Annotated in this window: 15 protein-coding genes; 6 read left to right on the plus strand and 9 right to left on the minus strand. The window is 71.5% G+C overall.

The annotated features are described in order from the left end of the window. Window positions 1–24 precede the first annotated feature (24 nt). The 6 genes from OVN18_RS06310 to OVN18_RS06335 all read right to left on the minus strand — a co-directional run bounded on the left by OVN18_RS06310 (window position 25) and on the right by OVN18_RS06335 (window position 5,306). Window positions 25–600: a GNAT family N-acetyltransferase gene (locus tag OVN18_RS06310; RefSeq protein WP_267782769.1), complete on the minus strand. Its 576-nt coding sequence runs from the start codon at window positions 598–600 to the stop codon at window positions 25–27. A 35-nt stretch (window positions 601–635) separates the two neighbouring features. Beyond that, on the minus strand, window positions 636–1,127 hold the full coding sequence (locus OVN18_RS06315; RefSeq protein ID WP_267738776.1) for a GNAT family N-acetyltransferase: 492 nt from the start codon (window positions 1,125–1,127) through the stop codon (window positions 636–638). Between the two features lie 113 nt (window positions 1,128–1,240). Next, window positions 1,241–2,845 (minus strand): DEAD/DEAH box helicase, encoded by a 1,605-nt coding sequence (locus tag OVN18_RS06320; RefSeq protein WP_267782771.1) that lies wholly within the window; start codon window positions 2,843–2,845, stop codon window positions 1,241–1,243. A 603-nt stretch (window positions 2,846–3,448) separates the two neighbouring features. Next, a complete protein-coding gene (locus tag OVN18_RS06325) occupies window positions 3,449–4,102 on the minus strand; it encodes an SAM-dependent methyltransferase (protein WP_267782773.1) in 654 nt (217 codons plus the stop codon). Then, window positions 4,099–4,758: a DUF1684 domain-containing protein gene (locus OVN18_RS06330; protein ID WP_267782775.1), complete on the minus strand. Its 660-nt coding sequence runs from the start codon at window positions 4,756–4,758 to the stop codon at window positions 4,099–4,101. The genes OVN18_RS06325 and OVN18_RS06330 overlap by 4 nt, the downstream gene beginning before the upstream one ends. 53 nt (window positions 4,759–4,811) lie before the next feature. Next, window positions 4,812–5,306, minus strand: a complete 495-nt coding sequence (locus OVN18_RS06335) for a hypothetical protein (protein ID WP_267782776.1) — start codon at window positions 5,304–5,306, stop codon at window positions 4,812–4,814. 36 nt (window positions 5,307–5,342) lie between these two features. Between OVN18_RS06335 and OVN18_RS06340 the strand changes: the two genes are divergently transcribed. Both OVN18_RS06340 and OVN18_RS06345 read left to right on the plus strand, forming a co-directional pair. Next, window positions 5,343–5,942: a hypothetical protein gene (locus OVN18_RS06340; RefSeq protein WP_267782778.1), complete on the plus strand. Its 600-nt coding sequence runs from the start codon at window positions 5,343–5,345 to the stop codon at window positions 5,940–5,942. 40 nt (window positions 5,943–5,982) lie between these two features. Beyond that, window positions 5,983–6,285 (plus strand): DUF427 domain-containing protein, encoded by a 303-nt coding sequence (locus OVN18_RS06345; RefSeq protein ID WP_168914870.1) that lies wholly within the window; start codon window positions 5,983–5,985, stop codon window positions 6,283–6,285. 51 nt (window positions 6,286–6,336) lie between these two features. Here OVN18_RS06345 and OVN18_RS06350 read toward each other — a convergent pair whose 3' ends face one another. Together OVN18_RS06350 and OVN18_RS06355 are read right to left on the minus strand one after the other, a co-directional pair. Continuing rightward, window positions 6,337–6,810 (minus strand): SprT-like domain-containing protein, encoded by a 474-nt coding sequence (locus tag OVN18_RS06350; RefSeq protein WP_267782780.1) that lies wholly within the window; start codon window positions 6,808–6,810, stop codon window positions 6,337–6,339. A gap of 85 nt (window positions 6,811–6,895) precedes the next feature. Further along, a complete protein-coding gene (locus OVN18_RS06355) occupies window positions 6,896–8,074 on the minus strand; it encodes a PQQ-dependent sugar dehydrogenase (protein WP_267782781.1) in 1,179 nt (392 codons plus the stop codon). 179 nt (window positions 8,075–8,253) lie between these two features. Between OVN18_RS06355 and OVN18_RS06360 the strand changes: the two genes are divergently transcribed. Beyond that, entirely contained in the window at window positions 8,254–8,640 is a 387-nt protein-coding gene (locus OVN18_RS06360; protein ID WP_267738785.1) for a group I truncated hemoglobin, read from the plus strand. A gap of 27 nt (window positions 8,641–8,667) precedes the next feature. Here OVN18_RS06360 and OVN18_RS06365 read toward each other — a convergent pair whose 3' ends face one another. Continuing rightward, window positions 8,668–9,531, minus strand: a complete 864-nt coding sequence (locus OVN18_RS06365; protein WP_267782782.1) for a spermidine synthase — start codon at window positions 9,529–9,531, stop codon at window positions 8,668–8,670. A 307-nt stretch (window positions 9,532–9,838) separates the two neighbouring features. On the opposite strand from OVN18_RS06365, the gene rpoB reads away from it, so the two are divergent. From rpoB to OVN18_RS06380, 3 genes are all read left to right on the plus strand, one after another. Then, on the plus strand, window positions 9,839–13,330 hold the full coding sequence (rpoB, locus tag OVN18_RS06370; protein WP_267782783.1) for a DNA-directed RNA polymerase subunit beta: 3,492 nt from the start codon (window positions 9,839–9,841) through the stop codon (window positions 13,328–13,330). Window positions 13,331–13,383: 53 nt separating this feature from the next. Continuing rightward, window positions 13,384–17,232, plus strand: coding sequence for a DNA-directed RNA polymerase subunit beta' (rpoC, locus tag OVN18_RS06375; protein ID WP_267738788.1), 3,849 nt, complete (start codon window positions 13,384–13,386; stop codon window positions 17,230–17,232). A 288-nt stretch (window positions 17,233–17,520) separates the two neighbouring features. Continuing rightward, window positions 17,521–18,414 carry a hypothetical protein gene (locus tag OVN18_RS06380; protein ID WP_267782785.1) on the plus strand — a complete coding sequence of 298 codons (894 nt, stop codon included), beginning with the start codon at window positions 17,521–17,523 and terminating at the stop codon, window positions 18,412–18,414. The last annotated feature ends 273 nt before the right edge of the window (window positions 18,415–18,687 follow it).

An 18,687-nucleotide genomic window follows, 5' to 3' on the forward strand; every position in this document is an offset into this window, starting at 1 on the left:
GGGATGCCCGTCGCGGGCCGCGCCTCAGCGCACCATGCGGCTGCAGTGCGCGTCGTGCCAGGGCGCGTACGGGTGACCCGTGCCGTCGAGCGCGAAGCCGTGCTTGGCGTAGAAGCGCTCGGCCCGCACGTTGGCCGTGACGATCCAGAGGTACGCGGGGCGGTCGCCGAGCACGCCGTCGAGCAGCAGCGCGCCGAGGCCCGAGCCGTGCGTGCGGGCCCGCGTGTAGAGGCTGTCGAGCTTCTCGGGGCGCACGGCGTCGGGCTCCTCCGCGGGTGCGCTGCGGGCGAGGCCGACGAGCTCGTCGCCGTCGTCGAGCGCGAGCAGGATGCGCGAGCCGGGCACCGTGCGCTCGGCCGAGCCGGCGGCGAGCATCCCGCGCCATTCGGCGGTCGCGCGCTCGACCGTGCTCTCGGCGAGGAAGGCCGCGTCGAGCACGCCGGCGTACGTCTCGGCCCAGCAGGCCATGTGCAGGCGCGCGATCGCGGGGGCGTCGTCGAGCCGCGCCTCGCGCAGGGCGAAGCGGGGCGCGGCGGCGCGGCCGGCGGCGCGGCCGGCGGCGGGGTCGGCCGCGGGGGCCGGGGCAGGGCGTTCGGGCACGGCCCGAGGCTAGCGGCGCTCGCCGGGGAGGCTGCTCAGCGCACCATCCGCCGCTCGATCTGATTCTCGAACTCGGGCAGGATCGCGGTCGTCCCGTCGAAGCGGAAGCCGTTGCGCTCGTAGAAGGCGGTCGCGCGGGGGTTGCGGTCGAGCACGCCGAGGAAGGCGGGGCGCCCGCCGATCGCCGCGTCGAGCAGGCGCTGCCCGAGGCCCGAGCCGTGGGTGGATGCGCGCGTGTACAGCGCGTAGAGCTCGGTGTCGCGCGGGGCCTTCTCGAGGCGGGCGGGGCCGCCCATCGCGAAGCCGAGCAGCGCGCCGTCGAGCTCGGCGAGGAGGGGAGGGGCGCCGCCCTCGCCCACGACCCGCGTGATCGTCCGCACCCAGCGCTCGGCGCTCGACTCGGGCGTCTCCCGGGCCAGGAACTCGGCGCTCAGGTGCCCGGCGTACGCCTCGCGCCAGCACGCCACGTGCAGGGCGCCGAGGGCGGGGGCGTCGTCGATGGTCGCGGGGCGGATGGTCTCGCTCATCCCCTGATCCTAGAGGATTCGTCGGAACCGCTCTCCGATCGACGGCCGACGCATGCGAACGGCCCCGTCACCGCGCGATCGCGGGGACGGGGCCGTTCGGGAGGACTGCGGTGCTAGCGCCCGCGGCGCTGGCCGCCGGTGCTGTTGGAGCGCACGACCTGGCCGACGCGCAGGCCGCCCTGACCGCCGCCGCTGGGCGCGGATGCCCGGCGCGAACCCTGGCGGGTGCGCGGCGCCGCGGCCGGAGCCTCGGCGCGGGCGCCCTCGGAGCGGTGGGCCGGGGCGCTGCCGCCCGCGCGGGCCGGAGCCGCCTGACGGCGCTCCCCGCCCGCGGTCGAGCCGCCGGAGCCGCCCTGGGCCGGACGTCCGCCGCGGCCATCGCGGCCGGAGCCGCCGTTGCCGCCGCGTCCGCGGCCGCCCTGACCGGCGGGCGCGCCCTCGCGGGCGGTGCGCTTGCGCTGGGCGTTGGCGCCCTGCGAGCGTCCGCCGCCCTCGGGCTGGCGGCGCAGCACGGCGGGCAGCGCGTCGAAGGCGACGGGGGCCGCGACCTCGCCGATGAGGCGGTGCACGGGGGCCGAGTCGGCGGTGACCTGCTGCGGCTGCACCGAGATCGCGGCCTTCTTCAGCAGGGTGGCGGTGTCGCGGCGCTGCTCGGGCAGCACGATCGTGACGACGTCGCCCTCCGAGCCGGCGCGGGCGGTGCGGCCCGAGCGGTGCAGGTACGCCTTGTGCTCCATGGGCGGGTCGACGTGGATGACCAGCTCGATGTCGTCGACGTGCACGCCGCGCGCGGCGACGTCGGTGGCGACGAGCACGCGCACGCTGCCGTCGCCGAAGGCGGCGAGGTTGCGGTCGCGGGCCGGCTGCGACAGGTTGCCGTGCAGGTCGACGGCGGGGATGCCCTGCTCGGTGAGGCTCTTGGCGAGCTTCTTGGCCTGGTGCTTGGTGCGCATGAAGAGGATGCGGCGGCCCTGGCCCGAGGCGAGCGCGGTGATCATGCGCTTCTTCTCGTCGACGCCGGCGACCTCGAACACGTGGTGGGTCATGGCGGCGACGGGCGAGTTGGCCTCGTCGACGGAGTGCATAACGGGCGTGTGGAGGAACTGCTTGACGAGCTTGTCCACGCCGTTGTCGAGGGTCGCGCTGAACAGCAGGCGCTGGCCGTCCTCGGGGGTGGCCTTCATGATGCGGGTCACGCCGGGCAGGAACCCGAGGTCGGCCATGTGGTCGGCCTCGTCGAGCACGGTGATCTCGACCGCGTCGAGCGAGACGAACTTCTGCTTCATGAGGTCTTCGAGGCGGCCGGGGCAGGCGACGATGATGTCGACGCCGGCGCGCAGCGCCGAGACCTGGCGGCTCTGCGAGACGCCGCCGAAGATCGTCGTCGTGGTCAGGCCGTAGGCCTTGGCGAGCGGCTCGAGCACGGCGTTGATCTGCGTGGCGAGCTCGCGGGTCGGCGCGAGCACCATGCCGAGCGGGCGGCCCGGGCGGCGGCTGCCGCCGGCGAGGCGCGTGCCGAGGCGGGCGATCATCGGGATGGAGAAGGCGAGGGTCTTGCCCGAGCCGGTCTTGCCGCGGCCGAGCACGTCGCGGCCGGCGAGCGTGTCGGGCAGGGTGTCGACCTGGATGGGGAAGGCGTCGACCTTGCCCTGCGCGGTGAGGACCTCGACGAGGGGGTACGGAACGCCGAGGGCGCTGAAGGTTGCAGTGGTGCTCATGGTGGTGCCTTTCGGGCATGCATGATCCCGGCGCACGCGGACCGGACGGTCAGGATGCGCGGCGCTCGTCGCGAAGGACGGCACGGGATTCGGATGGCGACGGCGGCGATGGCCGCAATCAGTTCGCCGTGAGAAAGTATCGAATCGCGGCGCGCGAGTCGGTGCGCGGGTGCGAGATGAGGAAGCGTTCTACGACGCAGGGAAGCCGTCATGGCTTCGCTAGTACCTCCACCGTAGCAGGTCGCCCTCCGCGGCACTCCTCCCCGGCCTCCGTGCGGGGCTCCTCGACGCCCTCCGCCTCGAGCCCATCGCCTGACGGTGGCACGGTCATGGCACCCCGGCGTCCGCGTGGCGTCCCCCGGGCGGCCGACGCTGGTGGCGGGCCTCTCCTCCCGCGGCGCCTTCCACAACTGCGGATCGGCTGAATCTGTTTCACTCGTTCCGCGGTTGTGGAAGGACGCCGGAAGGGAGGCATGCTCGGTCGCCGGTCGCCGGTCGCCGGTCGGCGGCTGTCTCTCGTCGTCCGTCACCGGCGGCCGGCCGGCCGCGGTCGGGGCCGCGCGGGGCGGCGCGGCTCACCGCGCACCGCTCTCGTCGACCGCGCTATCGCATCGCGCGCAGCACGAGATCGTGCGCCGTCGCCGGCGAGCCGTCGCGCGCGACCGTCGACCGGGCGCGCAGCTCGACGGTGCTCGATGCGAACCCCTCGGCGACGGCCCGCAGCTCGTCCTCGGAGAGCATCGAGAAGGGCGGGGGATGCCGCACTCCCGCCGCGAGGTCGCGCCGGTCGTGCAGCACCATCAGCAGGGTGCCGCCCGGGCGCACGGCGCGCGCGAGGCCTCCGTAGATCGCCCCGCGGTGCTCGGGCAGCACGTGAAGATGCTGGGCCGAGACGAGGTCGAACGCCCCGACCGCCGGAGGATCGACCGAGAGGTCCCGCTGCGCGAAGCTCGCACGCGGCGCGAGCCCCACCCGCGCGGCCTCGGCGGTGGCGCGGGCGACCGCGACCGACGAGAGGTCGACCCCGAGCACCGTCCATCCGCGCGCGGCGAGCCAGAGGGCGTCGTCGCCCTCACCGCAGCCGGCGTCCAGCGCCCGTCCCGAGGGCAGCTCGGCCGCCTCGGCCACGAGCACCGGGTTCGCCCGTCCGCTCCACAGCCGGTCGACGGCGCCGTAGCGGGCATCCCACACCGCGGCCAGCTCGGCCGAGTCGGCCGGCCGATGCGGCCCAGCGGCAGCCGGCCCGGACGCGCTCACGCCAGCGTCGCCCGCCCGTCGCCGTAGCGCTCGCCCACGGGGATCTCGACGTCGACGGTGTTGCCGATCGGTGCGAGCGGGCAGGCCCACGCGGGGTCGTAGGCGCACGAGGGGTTGTAGGCGAAGTTGAAGTCGAGCGTGATCGAGCCCGCGTCCCGGCCGGGGCCGAGGTCGGCGCCCTTGATCGAGTCGATGAGGTAGCGGCCGCCGCCGTAGGTACCGCCCTCGACCCGCGACAGGGCATCCTTCACGGGGATGAACAGCCCGCCGCCGTAGCTGCGCAGCCGCCACACGTCGAGAGAGCCGACGCCGGGCACGCCGACGACGCCGATGCGCTCGAAGGGCACGACGCCGTCGGTGCCGGTGGGCACGTCGAGGGATGCGGGCTCGGCCTGCTCGATGACGGCCTCGACGCGCCAGGCGCGGTCGTAGGGCTTGACGCGCAGGCCGGTGAAGCGCGCGCGGTCCTCCGGCAGCAGGGGCGAGGCGGGGTGCTCGAGGAAGAGCCGGTCGCGCTCGCGCCGCCAGAGGTCGTGCGCCGACTCGAGGTCGGTGGCGCGGCGCACCTTCTCGTAGATCGAGAAGGTCGCGCGCCGCCAGCTCGCCACCTCGAGCGCCGAGCGGGCGGCGGGGGCGGGGGAGTCAGCGGGGGCCATGCGCCCAGTCTGCCCCGCCGAGGAGGGGGCAGCCGACGACTCGGGGGAGCCGCTCAGGCGGCGAACCGCCGCGCCCAGCCCGGGGCGAGCCGCCGCAGCTGGCGCGCCCGAAGCTGCCAGAAGACCCAGAACCCGATCCAGGCCACGGGGGTCAGGATGCCCGCCCCGATGTCGAGCGTGTCGTGGAACGCCGTGCGCCCGCGGCCGTCGTCGCGCACCGCCATGCGGTGATGCCAGCGGCGCACCACGCGCATCCCGCCGGAGAGCGGCCCGCCCCGGTCGTGCACGACGCGCTCGACGCTGCCGCCCGGCAGGGCGACCGTCTCATCCGACAGCCGGATCAGCTGCGAGCCCATCGGCACGACGCCCAGCAGGGTCAGGCGCACGCGGTGCTCCTCGTCGGCCCAGCGCTCGGGGAACCCGCCCGGCTCGAGCGAGGCGGCCCGGGTGAGGGGGCCGGAGACCGCGCGGAACACCGCGGGGGAGTGCACGGCCTCCCACGCCGCATCGGGCGGGCAGTCGAGCTGAAGACGAAGGGTGACGCGCATGGGCCCCAGTCTGCGCCCGCTGGCTACCATCGACCTGTGACCGACGCCCGACCCGCCGCCGCGACCCCCGCCCCCGCCGCCCCGCTCGACCCCGCCGACCCCGCCGCGCAGGAGCGCTACCAGGTGCGGTTCGACGTCGGCCTCGACGGCGCTCGCCGCATCGGCGCCTCCGCGCACCTGCTCGTCTGGTGCGACGCGATCGCGGCCGAGCCGGTGCCGGTGGATGCCCTTCCCCACCGCCTCGAGGTCATCGACGCCCGGCTCGGCGCCGCCGGTGCGATCGCCCAGCGCCTGCTCGCGCTGCAGGCCGAGCGCGGCGAGCGCACCATGGTCGCCGTCGTCGCGGCGGGTGCGCCGGCGCAGAGCCCCGAGGGGTTCCCGGTCGAGGACGTGCTGCTCGCCGGGGCGATCGTCGACGCGCTCGGCGCGGTCGGCATCGACGCCACCAGCCCGGAGGCCGCCGCGGCGGCCGCCGCCTTCCAGGGCCTGCGCGGCGCCGTCGGGCACATGCTCACCGCCTCGACGGCCGGCCGCGCGCTGGCCGCGGCATCCGGCCCGCAGGCGGTCGCCGAGGCCCGCGCCCGCCTCGAGGAGCCCGCGCTCGTCGTCCTGCGGGAATTCAGCCCCGCCGCCTAGCGTTCCCCTGAAGGACCACCGAACCCCCGGGAGGAACACTATGAAGGCTCACGTCAACGGCACCGTCATCGCCGAGGCTCCGCAGGAGGAGCTCATCCAGATCGAGGGCAACTGGTACTTCCCGCCCTCGAGCGTCAAGAGCGAACTGCTCGAGAAGAGCCCCACGCCGTACCACTGCCCGTGGAAGGGCGACACGCAGTACTTCACCGTCGTCGTCGACGGCCAGAAGCTGCAGGACCGCGCCTGGAGCTACCCGACCCCCATCCCGACCTCGTTCGACCGCGTCGGCAAGGACTACTCGAACTACGTGGCCTTCTGGAAGGAAGTCAGCGTCTCGGAGTAACGACCGACTCGCGCGCACCGCGCGCTGCACGACCACCGCGAGGGCGGGAGCTCAGGCTCCCGCCCTCGCGTCCGTCCAGCGGATGAGGTGCGCGCGGCTGAAGGTGCGCGAGCACTTCCCGCAGGAGACGGGCTTCGCCGGCCGGCGGAACCGCACGTGCTCGTGCCCGCTCGGGCAGTGGCCGCGCCACCGCGCCCGCTCCTCGGCGACCGGGCCCGTGTGCGTCGTGCCGCCGACGTAGCCGAGCTCGGCGGCGATGCGCTTCCACTCCGGCCCGTGATTGGTGCCGGGCCCGGCGAGCGCGTGGGCCACCTCGTGCAGCAGCGTCTGGTGGATCTCGTCATCGTCCCAGCGCGCCGCGAGATGGCGCGAGACGGTGATGCGCTTGTCCGTGTAGTTGCACAGGCCCGCGCGGCGGGTGGCGTGGTCGAAGCCGAAGCTCCAGGGCGGGTCGGAATCGATCGGGTCGAGGTGCAGGCGGATGAGGGCCTCGGCCCAGACGCGCACCCGATCCAACTCGCTCACCCGTTCAGGGTAGGCGGCGCGACCGACGCTCGCGGCGGCCGCGCCGCGCGCCGCTCCGGCTCGCCGGGCCGTGCCGGGCGGCCGCTCAGGCGGCGGGGCCGAGCTCGATGCGCACGAGGCGGTCGTCGCCCTCGCGCGGAGCGCCGCGTCCGTCGGTGTTGTTGGTGAGCATCCACAGGGAGCCGTCGGGGGCCGCGACCGCATCGCGCAGTCGCCCGAGCTCGCCGACGAACGACGGCCGGGGCTCGCCGCCGTCGACGTCGACCGCCCACAGCCGCTCGCCGCGCAGGTTCGCGATGAAGACCGTGCCGCCGACGATCGCGATGCCGCTCGGGCTCGCGTCGTCGGTCGCCCACTGCACCACCGGATCGACGAAGCGGTCGTCGCCGCCCTCGCCCTCGACGATCGGCCAGCCGTAGTTCGCGCCCGGCTCGATGCGGTTGAGCTCGTCCCACGTGTTCTGGCCGAACTCGGCCGCCCACATTCCGCCCTCGGAGTCCCAGGCGAGGCCCTGCGGGTTGCGGTGCCCCATCGAGTAGACGAGCGAGCCCGGCATCGGGTTGTCGTCGGGTGCCGCGCCGTCCGGCGTCATGCGCAGGATCTTGCCCGAGAGCGACGCCGGATCCTGCGCCGCATCGACCTGCTGCGCGTCGCCGACGGTCGCGTAGAGCATCCCATCGGGGCCGAAGGCGATGCGCCCGCCGTTGTGGGTCGTGTTCTTCGGGATGCCCGTGAGCACCTCCTCGACCTCCCCCAGCGTCAGCGAGCCCGCCCCGCCGCCGAGCGGCAGGCGCACGATGCGGTTGTCGTCGGCCGCGGTGAGGTAGGCGTACACGACCGGGGCCTCGCCCTCGGGAACGGCGATGCCCAGCAGTCCGCCCTCGCCGCCCGGCACGACCCCGGGCACCGTGCCCACCTCGCGCACCTCGCCCGACGCCGTCGCCTCGAGGATGCGCGCGCCGTCGCGCTCGGTGATGAGCGCCGAGCCGTTCGCGAGCGGCACGACCGACCACGGAGCCGAGAGGCCGGAGACGAGCATCTCGACCTCGCCGGTGGGCGCGAGCGGCTCGACCGCCTGCGGATCGGGAGCCGGGGTGCTCGTCGCGGGCGGACGGGGCACGGCGGCGGGCGCGCGCTCGGGCGCGGGGGCGGCGCAGCCGGCGAGCAGGAGGGCGGCGGTCGCGCCGAGCCCGAGAGCGGGGCGCAGAGCGGGTCTCGAGGCGGAGCGGAGGGCGGCGCGGTGGGCGGAGCGGTACTGCGGCATGACGTCTCCTGACGGCGGACGACGGGCGGGCATCCACTGTCGCGCGCCGGCCTGATGGCGACCCGTGCGCGCCGTGACGAAATCTCGACGTCATCCCCTTCGGGGGGTTTGCTCCCGTCGGGCGAGGAGATAACGTCTCTCTCGTCCGGACCCGACGGAGCGAGAGGGGGAGCGCGCGCGTGGCACTGTTCCAGCGGCTCGGCGGCCGCGACGGGGTGGAGGCCCTGGTCGAGGATCTCGCGGTGCGGGTCCGGGAGGACCCGGACATCGGTCACTACTTCGACGAGGTCGACGAGGTCGAGCTCAACCGCCATCGCACGATGTTCTTCTCCGCCCTGCTCGGCGGCACCGAGGAGTACGGCGGCCGCACCATCCGCGCGGCGCACTCGCCGTTCCGGCTGACCGAGAGCGACTTCGACGTCTTCATCCGGCTCATCACGCTCACCCTCGCCGGGTCCAGCGCGAGCCCGCGCGATCAGCGCTCGATCCTGCGGGCGCTCGAACGTCTGCGCTCGACGGTCGTGCACGCCTCCGCGCCCGAGGCCATCAGCCGCCGCGTCGTCTGAGGCCCGCGGTCGCCGCGCTCGCCGCGGTCAGTCGCCGCGCTTGGTCGCGAACAGCGTGCGGTTCGGCGTCGGCGAGGGCACCGCGGTCTGATCGGTCACGATCGGCGCTCCGGCGATCCAGTTGCGCAGGTCGCGCCCGCTCGTGACCGTCGCCGGGTGCGGACCGCGCGCCATGAGCCGCGGCATCCACTCCAGGGGCAGGGCGCCGTTCGCGGCCACGAGCACGACGTTGCCGAAGCGGCGGCCCTTGAGCACGCCCGTCTCGGCGAGCGCGGCCACGTCGTCGAAGACGGTGTCGAGCGTCGCGGCCTGGCTGCGCGCGAACGCCAGGCCAGGGCCGTCGGCGATGTTGACGGCCACGATCCCGCTCGGCGAGAGGAACCGGCCGAGCTCCTGGTAGAACTCGAGGCTCGTGACGTGCGCCGGGATGCGCGCGCCGGCGAAGACGTCGACCACGGCGACGTCGACGGCTCCGGTGAGAGCGGCGGGCAGGCGGGCGAGCATGGCACGGGCATCCCCGTACCGGATGCGGATGCCGCTGCTCCTCGGCAGCGGCAGGTGCTCGCGCACGAAGCCGATGAGCGCCTCGTCGAGCTCGATCACCTGCTGGCGCGAGCCGGGTCGGGTGGCGTGGATGTACCGGGGCAGCGTCAGCGCGCCCGCGCCCAGATGCAGCGCGGTGAGGGGCTGCCCGGGGTCGCCCCACTCATCGATCACGTGGCCGATGCGCTGCACGTACTCGAAGAAGAGCCGGCTCGGGTCGTCGAGATCGACGTGCGACTGGGGCGTGCCGTCGACGACGAGCTGGTAGCTGCCCTCGGCCCAGCGGTCCTCCTCGATGACGGCGCGCAGGCCGCTCGGCAGGACGGTCTCGCGGGGCTCGGAGGGCATGCGATCAGCGTGCCACAGCGGGAGGAGGAGCGGGGATCGCGCGGTTATAGCGCAGACGGCCAACCAGGTCAAGAATCCGACTGGACACGGCGGGTGGGGCACGCCTAGTATTGAGGTTTGCGCTCCCGATGATGTCAGCCGTCACATGACGGTCGGCTGACGTGCCCCGAGTATAGCGGCGGGGTGGGCCCTCGAGGCCCTGACTGGGAACCGGATCCGCGTGCGGATCCGTGCGTTCAACTCGACCGTGTTCATCTGTCGCTTCGCCGACGGTATCCGGGCTCCCACGCCCACGGAGGTTAGTTCCTTGGCTGCTTCGCGCACCGCTAAGAATTCCCAGTCCCCCAAGAGCGGCCGCGATGCGTCGCGGCTCTCATTCGCCAAGATCAGCGACACGCTGACCGTCCCCGACCTGCTGGCCCTCCAGACGGAGAGCTTCGACTGGCTGGTCGGCAACGACATCTGGAAGGCCCGGGTCACCGAGGCCGAGGCCGCCGGCCGCACCGATGTTCCCGGCCGCAGCGGCCTCGAGGAGATCTTCGAGGAGATCTCCCCGATCGAGGACCTCGGCGAGACGATGCAGCTCTCGTTCACGAACCCCTACCTCGAAGAGCAGAAGTACTCGATCGACGAGTGCAAGGAGCGCGGCAAGACCTACGCCGCCCCCCTCTACGTCGAGGCCGAGTTCATGAACCACATGACGGGCGAGATCAAGACCCAGACCGTGTTCATGGGCGACTTCCCGCTCATGACCGAGCGCGGCACCTTCATCATCAACGGCACCGAGCGCGTCGTCGTGTCGCAGCTCGTGCGCAGCCCGGGCGTCTACTTCGAGCGGTCGATCGACAAGACCAGCGACAAGGACATCTACACCTCGCGCATCATCCCCAGCCGCGGCGCCTGGCTCGAGTTCGAGATCGACAAGCGCGACCAGGTGGGCGTGCGCATCGACCGCAAGCGCAAGCAGTCGGTCACCGTCTTCCTCAAGGCCCTCGGCATGACCACCGAGGAGATCCGCGAGGCCTTCGCCGGCTACGACTCCATCGAGCAGACGCTCGAGAAGGACACCGTGCTGACGAAGGAGGAGGCGCTCAAGGACATCTACCGCAAGCTCCGTCCGGGAGAGCAGGTCGCCGCCGAGGCCGCCCGCGCGCTCCTCGACAACTTCTACTTCAACTCCAAGCGCTACGACCTGGCGAAGGTCGGTCGCTACAAGATCAACCGCAAGCTCGGCGTCGACGCTCCCCTGAGCGACTCGGTGCTCAGCGTCGAGGACATCGTGGCGACCATCCGCTACATGGTCTCGCTGCACGAGGGCCGCACGACCCTGCCCGGCCAGCGCGACGGCAAGCCCGTCGAGCTGCGCCTCGACGTGGACGACATCGACCACTTCGGCAACCGTCGCATCCGCGCCGTGGGCGAGCTCATCCAGAACCAGGTGCGCACCGGTCTCAGCCGCATGGAGCGCGTGGTGCGCGAGCGCATGACGACGCAGGACATCGAGGCGATCACCCCGCAGACCCTGATCAACGTGCGCCCCGTCGTGGCCGCGATCAAGGAGTTCTTCGGCACCTCGCAGCTGTCGCAGTTCATGGATCAGAACAACCCGCTCGCGGGCCTGACCCACAAGCGCCGCCTCTCGGCCCTCGGCCCGGGCGGTCTGAGCCGCGAGCGCGCGGGCGTCGAGGTGCGCGACGTGCACCCCTCGCACTACGGCCGCATGTGCCCCATCGAGACCCCGGAAGGCCCGAACATCGGCCTCATCGGCTCGCTCGCCTCGTTCGCGCGCATCAACGCGTTCGGCTTCATCGAGACGCCGTACCGCCGCGTGGTCAAGGGCAAGGTCACCGAGCAGATCGACTACCTGACCGCCAGCGAGGAGGACGACTTCGTCGTCGCCCAGGCCGGTGCTCCGCTGTCGAAGGACGGCAAGTTCGTCGAGGACCGCGTCCTCGTCCGCCGCAAGGGCGGCGAGGTCGAGCTCGTCCCGAACGAGCAGGTCAACTACATGGACGTCTCGCCGCGCCAGATGGTGTCGGTCGCGACCTCGCTCATCCCCTTCCTCGAGCACGACGATGCGAACCGCGCGCTCATGGGCGCCAACATGCAGCGTCAGGCCGTTCCGCTGCTCCGCTCCGAGTCGCCGCTCGTCGGCACCGGCATGGAGGGCTACGCGGCCGTCGACGCGGGTGACGTCATCACCAACGAGAAGGCGGGCGTCGTCGCCGAGGTCTCGGCCGACGTCGTCACCGTCCAGCTCGACGAGGGCGGCACGCAGCAGTACTTCCTGCGCAAGTTCGACCGCTCGAACCAGGGTACGAACTACAACCACCGCGTCGTCGTCAGCGCGGGCGACCGCGTCGAGGCCGGCGAGGTCATCGCCGACGGCCCCGCGACGGAGAACGGCGAGCTCGCGCTCGGCAAGAACCTCCTCGTGGCGTTCATGTCGTGGGAGGGTCACAACTTCGAGGACGCGATCATCCTCAGCCAGAACCTCGTGAAGGACGACACGCTCTCGTCGATCCACATCGAGGAGTACGAGGTGGATGCCCGCGACACGAAGCTCGGCAAGGAGGAGATCACCCGTGACCTCCCCAACGTCAGCCCCGACCTGCTGGCCGACCTCGACGAGCGCGGCATCATCCGCATCGGCGCCGAGGTCCGCCCCGGCGACATCCTCGTCGGCAAGGTCACGCCCAAGGGCGAGACCGAGCTCTCGGCCGAGGAGCGCCTGCTGCGCGCGATCTTCAACGAGAAGTCGCGCGAGGTTCGCGACACCTCGCTGAAGGTGCCCCACGGCGAGCAGGGCACCGTCATCGGCGTCAAGGAGTTCAGCGCCGACAACGACGACGAGCTCGGCTCGGGCGTCAACCAGCGCGTGGTCGTCTACATCGCCCAGAAGCGCAAGATCAGCGAGGGCGACAAGCTCGCCGGCCGCCACGGCAACAAGGGCGTCATCTCGAAGATCCTGCCCGTCGAGGACATGCCGTTCCTCGAGGACGGCACGCCGGTCGACATCGTGCTCAACCCGCTCGGCGTCCCCGGCCGCATGAACTTCGGCCAGGTCCTCGAGATCCACCTCGGCTGGGCCGCGTCGCGCGGCTGGAAGGTCGACGGAGCGCCCGAGTGGGCGAACCGTCTGCCCGAGGTCGCCCGCGAGGCCGCGCCCGGCACCAAGGTCGCCACCCCGGTGTTCGACGGTGCCAGCGAGGAGGAGATCGCCGGTCTGCTCGACTCGACGACCCCCAACCGCGACGGCGTGCGCATGATCGACTCGACCGGTAAGGCCCGTCTCTTCGACGGCCGCTCGGGCGAGCCGTTCCCCGACCCGATCTCGGTGGGCTACATGTACATCCTGAAGCTGCACCACCTCGTGGACGACAAGATCCACGCGCGCTCGACGGGCCCGTACTCGATGATCACCCAGCAGCCGCTCGGCGGTAAGGCCCAGTTCGGCGGCCAGCGCTTCGGTGAGATGGAGGTCTGGGCGCTCGAGGCGTACGGCGCGGCCTACGCGCTGCAGGAGCTGCTGACGATCAAGTCCGACGACATCCTCGGCCGCGTGAAGGTGTACGAGTCGATCGTCAAGGGCGAGAACATCCAGGAGCCGGGTATCCCCGAGAGCTTCAAGGTGCTCATCAAGGAGATGCAGTCGCTCTGCCTGAACGTCGAGGTGCTCTCGGCCGACGGCACCGCGGTGAGCCTCAAGGACAACGACGACGAGGTCTTCCGCGCAGCGGAGGAGCTCGGCATCAACATCTCCTCCCGCTTCGAGTCCTCGTCCATCGACGAGATCTGATCCGGGCCTCACCGCCTCACTGACTGACGTTTTAACGGAAGAAGAGAACACACGTGCTCGAAGCAACAACTTTCGATGAGCTCCGGATCGGCCTCGCGACCGCTGACGACATCCGTCGTTGGTCGCACGGCGAGGTCAAGAAGCCGGAGACGATCAACTACCGCACCCTGAAGCCGGAGAAGGACGGCCTGTTCGGCGAGCAGATCTTCGGCCCGTCGCGCGACTGGGAGTGCTCCTGCGGCAAGTACAAGCGGGTGCGCTTCAAGGGCATCGTCTGCGAGCGATGCGGCGTCGAGGTCACGAAGTCGTCGGTGCGCCGCGAGCGCATGGGCCACATCGAGCTCGCCGCGCCCGTCACGCACATCTGGTACTTCAAGGGCGTTCCCTCGCGCCTGGGCTACCTGCTCGACATGGCGCCGAAGGACCTCGAGAAGGTCATCTACTTCGCCGCGTACATGGTCATCTCCGTGGACGAGGAGGGTCGCCACGCCGACCTCCCCGGTCTCGAGAACGAGCTGCGCCTCGAGGTCAAGACCCTCGAGGACCAGCGCGACTCGATGATCGCCTCGCGCCTGCAGAAGCTCGAGACCGAGCTCGGCGAGCTCGAGGCCGAGGGCGCCAAGGCCGACCAGAAGCGCAAGGCCAAGGACTCGGGCGAGAAGGAGATGGGTCAGCTCCGCAAGTCGTTCGACGAGCAGATCGCCCAGCTCGAGCGCGTGTGGGAGGACTTCCGCACCCTCAAGGTCGGCGACCTCAAGCCCGAGGACTCGGTGTTCCAGGAGCTGCAGGACCGCTACGGCCTGTACTTCGAGGCGCACATGGGCGCCGAGGCGATCAAGAAGCGCCTCGAGGCCTTCGACCTGGCCGCCGAGAGCGAGCTGCTCCACGAGCAGATCGCGACCGGCAAGGGTCAGAAGAAGATCCGTGCGATCAAGCGCCTCAAGGTCGTCAACTCGTTCCTGCAGACCGGCAACTCGCCGGCCGCCATGGTGCTCGACGTCGTCCCGGTCATCCCGCCGGAGCTGCGCCCGATGGTGCAGCTGGACGGTGGCCGCTTCGCGACCTCCGACCTCAACGACCTGTACCGCCGCGTGATCAACCGCAACAACCGTCTTCGTCGTCTGCTCGACCTCGGCGCGCCCGAGATCATCGTCAACAACGAGAAGCGGATGCTGCAGGAGGCCGTCGACGCGCTGTTCGACAACGGCCGCCGCGGTCGTCCCGTCACGGGCACCGGCAACCGTGCGCTCAAGAGCCTCAGCGACATGCTCAAGGGCAAGCAGGGCCGGTTCCGCCAGAACCTGCTCGGCAAGCGCGTCGACTACTCGGGCCGTTCGGTCATCGTCGTCGGCCCGCAGCTCAAGCTCCACCAGTGCGGTCTGCCCAAGCTGATGGCGCTCGAGCTGTTCAAGCCCTTCGTGATCAAGCGCCTGATCGACCTGGGCCACGCCCAGAACATCAAGAGCGCCAAGCGCATGGTCGAGCGCTCGCGTCCGCAGGTGTGGGACGTGCTCGAGGAGATCATCCGCGAGCGCCCCGTCATGCTGAACCGCGCGCCCACGCTTCACCGTCTGGGCATCCAGGCGTTCGAGCCCCAGCTCGTGGAGGGCAAGGCCATCCAGCTGCACCCGCTCGTCTGCGCGGCGTTCAACGCCGACTTCGACGGCGACCAGATGGCCGTCCACCTGCCGCTGTCGGTCGAGGCCCAGGCGGAGGCGCGCATCCTGATGCTCGCGTCCAACAACATCCTGAAGCCCTCGGACGGCCGCCCGGTCACCGTGCCCACGCAGGACATGATCATCGGTCTGCACCACCTCACCACCGTGCGCGAGGGCGCCGCCGGTGAGGGCCGTGCCTTCTCGACGATCGCCGAGGCCACCATGGCCATGGACCAGGGCAGCCTGCACCTCAACGCCGTCGCGCGCATCCGCCTCTTCGGCGAGAAGTACGCCGATGGTCGCGAGCTGAAGGAGACCACCCTCGGGCGGGCCCTCTTCAACGAGCTGCTGCCGGCGGACTACCCGTTCGTCGACCAGGTCGCCGACAAGGGCACCATCTCGCAGATCGTCAACGATCTGGCCGAGCGGTACCCCAAGACGGTCGTGGCCGCCACGCTCGACAACGTGAAGGACGCCGGCTTCTACTGGGCGACCCGCTCGGGCGTCACCGTGGCGCTCAGCGACGTCATCACCCCGCCGAAGAAGAAGGAGATCGTCGCCGAGTACGAGAAGAAGGCGGCGAAGATCCAGGGGCAGTTCGAGAAGGGCCTCATCACCAACGATGAGCGTCGTCTCGAGCTCGTCGCGCTCTGGAGCGAGGGCACCAAGGCCGTCAACGACGAGATGCGGGCCAACTTCCCGGTCGACAACACCATCAACCGCATGGTGACGTCGGGCGCGCGAGGCAACTGGCTGCAGGTCGGAAACATCGCGGGTATGCGAGGCCTCGTCTCGAACCCGCGCGGTGAGATCATCGCCCGCCCGATCATCAACTCGTACCGCGAGGGCCTGTCGGTCGCCGAGTACTTCATCGCCACGCACGGCGCCCGCAAGGGTCTCGCCGACACCGCTCTGCGCACCGCCGACTCGGGCTACCTCACCCGTCGTCTGGTCGACGTCGCGCAGGACGTCATCATCCGCGAGGACGACTGCGGCACGAGCAAGGGTCTCGACTTCCCCTTCGCCCACCAGGTCGACGGCGCGTGGGTGCGCGACGAGAACGTGGAGAACCTCGTGTTCGCCCGCACTCTCGCCACCGATGCCGTCAACGAGAAGGGCGAGGTCGTCGCGGCGGCCGGCTCCGACGTCGGCGACGTGCTCATCAACGACCTCGTCGCGGCGGGCGTCGGCGCCATCAAGGTGCGCTCGGTGCTCACGTGCGAGTCGGCGGTCGGCGTCTGCGCCGCCTGCTACGGCCGCTCGCTGGCCACCGGTCAGCGCGTCGACCTCGGTGAGGCCGTCGGCATCATCGCGGCGCAGTCGATCGGTGAGCCCGGAACGCAGCTCACGATGCGTACCTTCCACACCGGCGGTTCGGCCTCGGCCGACGACATCACGCAGGGTCTGCCCCGCGTGACCGAGCTGTTCGAGGCGCGCACCCCCAAGATGGCCAGCCCCATCGCGGAGAGCGCCGGACGCATCACCATCGAGGATGCGGACAAGCAGCGCCGCGTCATCCTCACCCCCGACAACGGGGACGAGGAGGTCGTGTACGTCGTCTCGAAGCGCTCGCAGATGCTCGTCGAGGACGGCCAGCACGTCGAGCTCGGTCAGCAGATCATCGTGGGCCCGGTCGACCCGAAGGAGGTGCTGCGCGTCAAGGGCGTCCGCGCCGTGCAGCAGCACCTCGTCGAGGGCGTGCAGGGCGTGTACCGCTCGCAGGGCGTGCCGATCCACGACAAGCACATCGAGGTCATCGTGCGGCAGATGCTGCGCAAGGTCACCGTCGTCGACCACGGCGAGACCGACCTGCTGCCCGGTGAGCTCGTCGACCGCTCGAAGTACAACGAGCTGAACCGCGGCGCGCTGTCCGAGGGCAAGAAGACCGCCTCGGCGCGTCAGGAGGTCATGGGCATCACCAAGGCCTCGCTGGCCACCGAGTCGTGGCTGTCGGCCGCGTCCTTCCAGGAGACGACCCGCGTTCTCACGCAGGCCGCCATGGAGGGCAAGCGCGACCCGCTGCTGGGTCTGAAGGAGAACGTGATCATCGGAAAGCTGATCCCGGCCGGTACGGGGCTCGCCGCGTACCGCAACGTGTCGGTCGAGGCCACCGAGGAGGCGAAGGCCGAGCGGTACCCCAACCGCATCTTCGCCGACGACTCGACCTTCTCCGAGGCCGACCTCTCCTTCGTCGACTTCGACTCGTTCTCGAGCGACGACTTCACGCCGGGCACCTACAACTAGGCGCTCCGGAGCACCCCTCTCGAACGGCCCTCGCCTCACGGCGGGGGCCGTTCGGCGTTGGCGGGCGCCGGTGCGGGTCATGGGGAGCGGTCCCCATCGCATCAGAGGCGGCCGGCCCCCTACAGTCGTGAGGGAAGCACTGGACCGACCAGGAGGAGGTGGATGTGGCGTCGGATGCGGGCGTCGGTATCCACGACGACGTCATCACCAGGCGGCTGCGCGGCGGAGCGCCGTGAGCGACCAGATCGTCGGCACGTTCCCGTGGGATCCGACGGTGGAGACCGCCCGATGGCGGCGATGAAGCGGTGGCTCGACGAGATCCGTTCCGTGCCGAAGTCGGCGGAGACCGCGGTGCACGAGGCCGAGTTCGTGGTGCTCGACGATCATCGCTCGATCCGCCACCGGGTGAGTGGCGTGGGCGTCACGACGGTCATCCGCATCCGGAGCGCGCTCGACGATGCCGCATCCCCCCGGCTGACCGGCGGCCTGGGACGAGCGCTCTGGCAGCTGGGCATCCTGCTCTCGATCGTCGCGTCGGCCTTCGGGCTCGCGGCACTGCGCGGGCGCCGGTCGATCGAAGCGGACACCCTCGATGGTGCGGCCCCGGACGTGCTGACGGGTGCGGTGGTCTGCCTCCTGCTCCTGGCCGGGCAGATCTGGTTGGTCCGCAGAGCGCACGACCGGAGATCCCCGGTCGAGTACGCCCTCGTGTTCCTCGCCGTGCTGCTCTCGATCATGGGCGCCTTGCTGGTGGCGCGGGCGCTCCTCGAGCGACCGGACGATCCGCTCCCGTACCTCGCGGTCGCCGCCGTGGTCTTCGGGGTGGCGGCGGCGCACCTGGCGGGCGGCGCGCACGCGCGCCGCGTGAGGAGGCGGCTGGATGAGGACGATGCGCCTCTCCGCCCGCGGATCGCGAAGCCTCGGGCGTCTGGCGGCCGCGTGGACCGCATCGTGAGCCGCGCTGAGAAGCAGGTGCGCGCCCTGCTCTCCTCCCTCGCACAGGAGGAGCGCGACCGCTTGCGGGCCGAGCTGCAGAGGGCGTTGGATGAGCTGCGACGCCGAGGCGTGCTGAGCGACGATGAGCTCGCTGCCGCTCGCAACGCCGAGCTCGGGATGGCGACGATCAGGATGGTCGCTGATCGGGCGCGTCGGGGGATGCTCGAGTTCGACCCGGACAACTGAACGAGGTCCGTCCCGCGCAGTCGTTCACCGGCTGGCGTGGATCGTCGCGATGGTGACCGCTCCCCATCGCCGACGAGTCGAGCGCGACTCTACGATGGGGTGCGGCGGGTCCAGAGAGTCGCCGGGAGCATCCAGGGGGAGGAGGCGGCATGACCGACGCGGCATCGCCTGCCCACGCTGAGAGTTCCGGCACCGCCCCCGAAGCGTCCACCGGCGCTGATCGGAAGGGGAGTGACGCGATCGATCCGCCGACGGGCACTCCCGTCGTGGAGT

The sequence above is a fragment of the Microcella daejeonensis genome (genome assembly GCF_026625045.1).
Classification (GTDB): domain Bacteria; phylum Actinomycetota; class Actinomycetes; order Actinomycetales; family Microbacteriaceae; genus Microcella; species Microcella daejeonensis.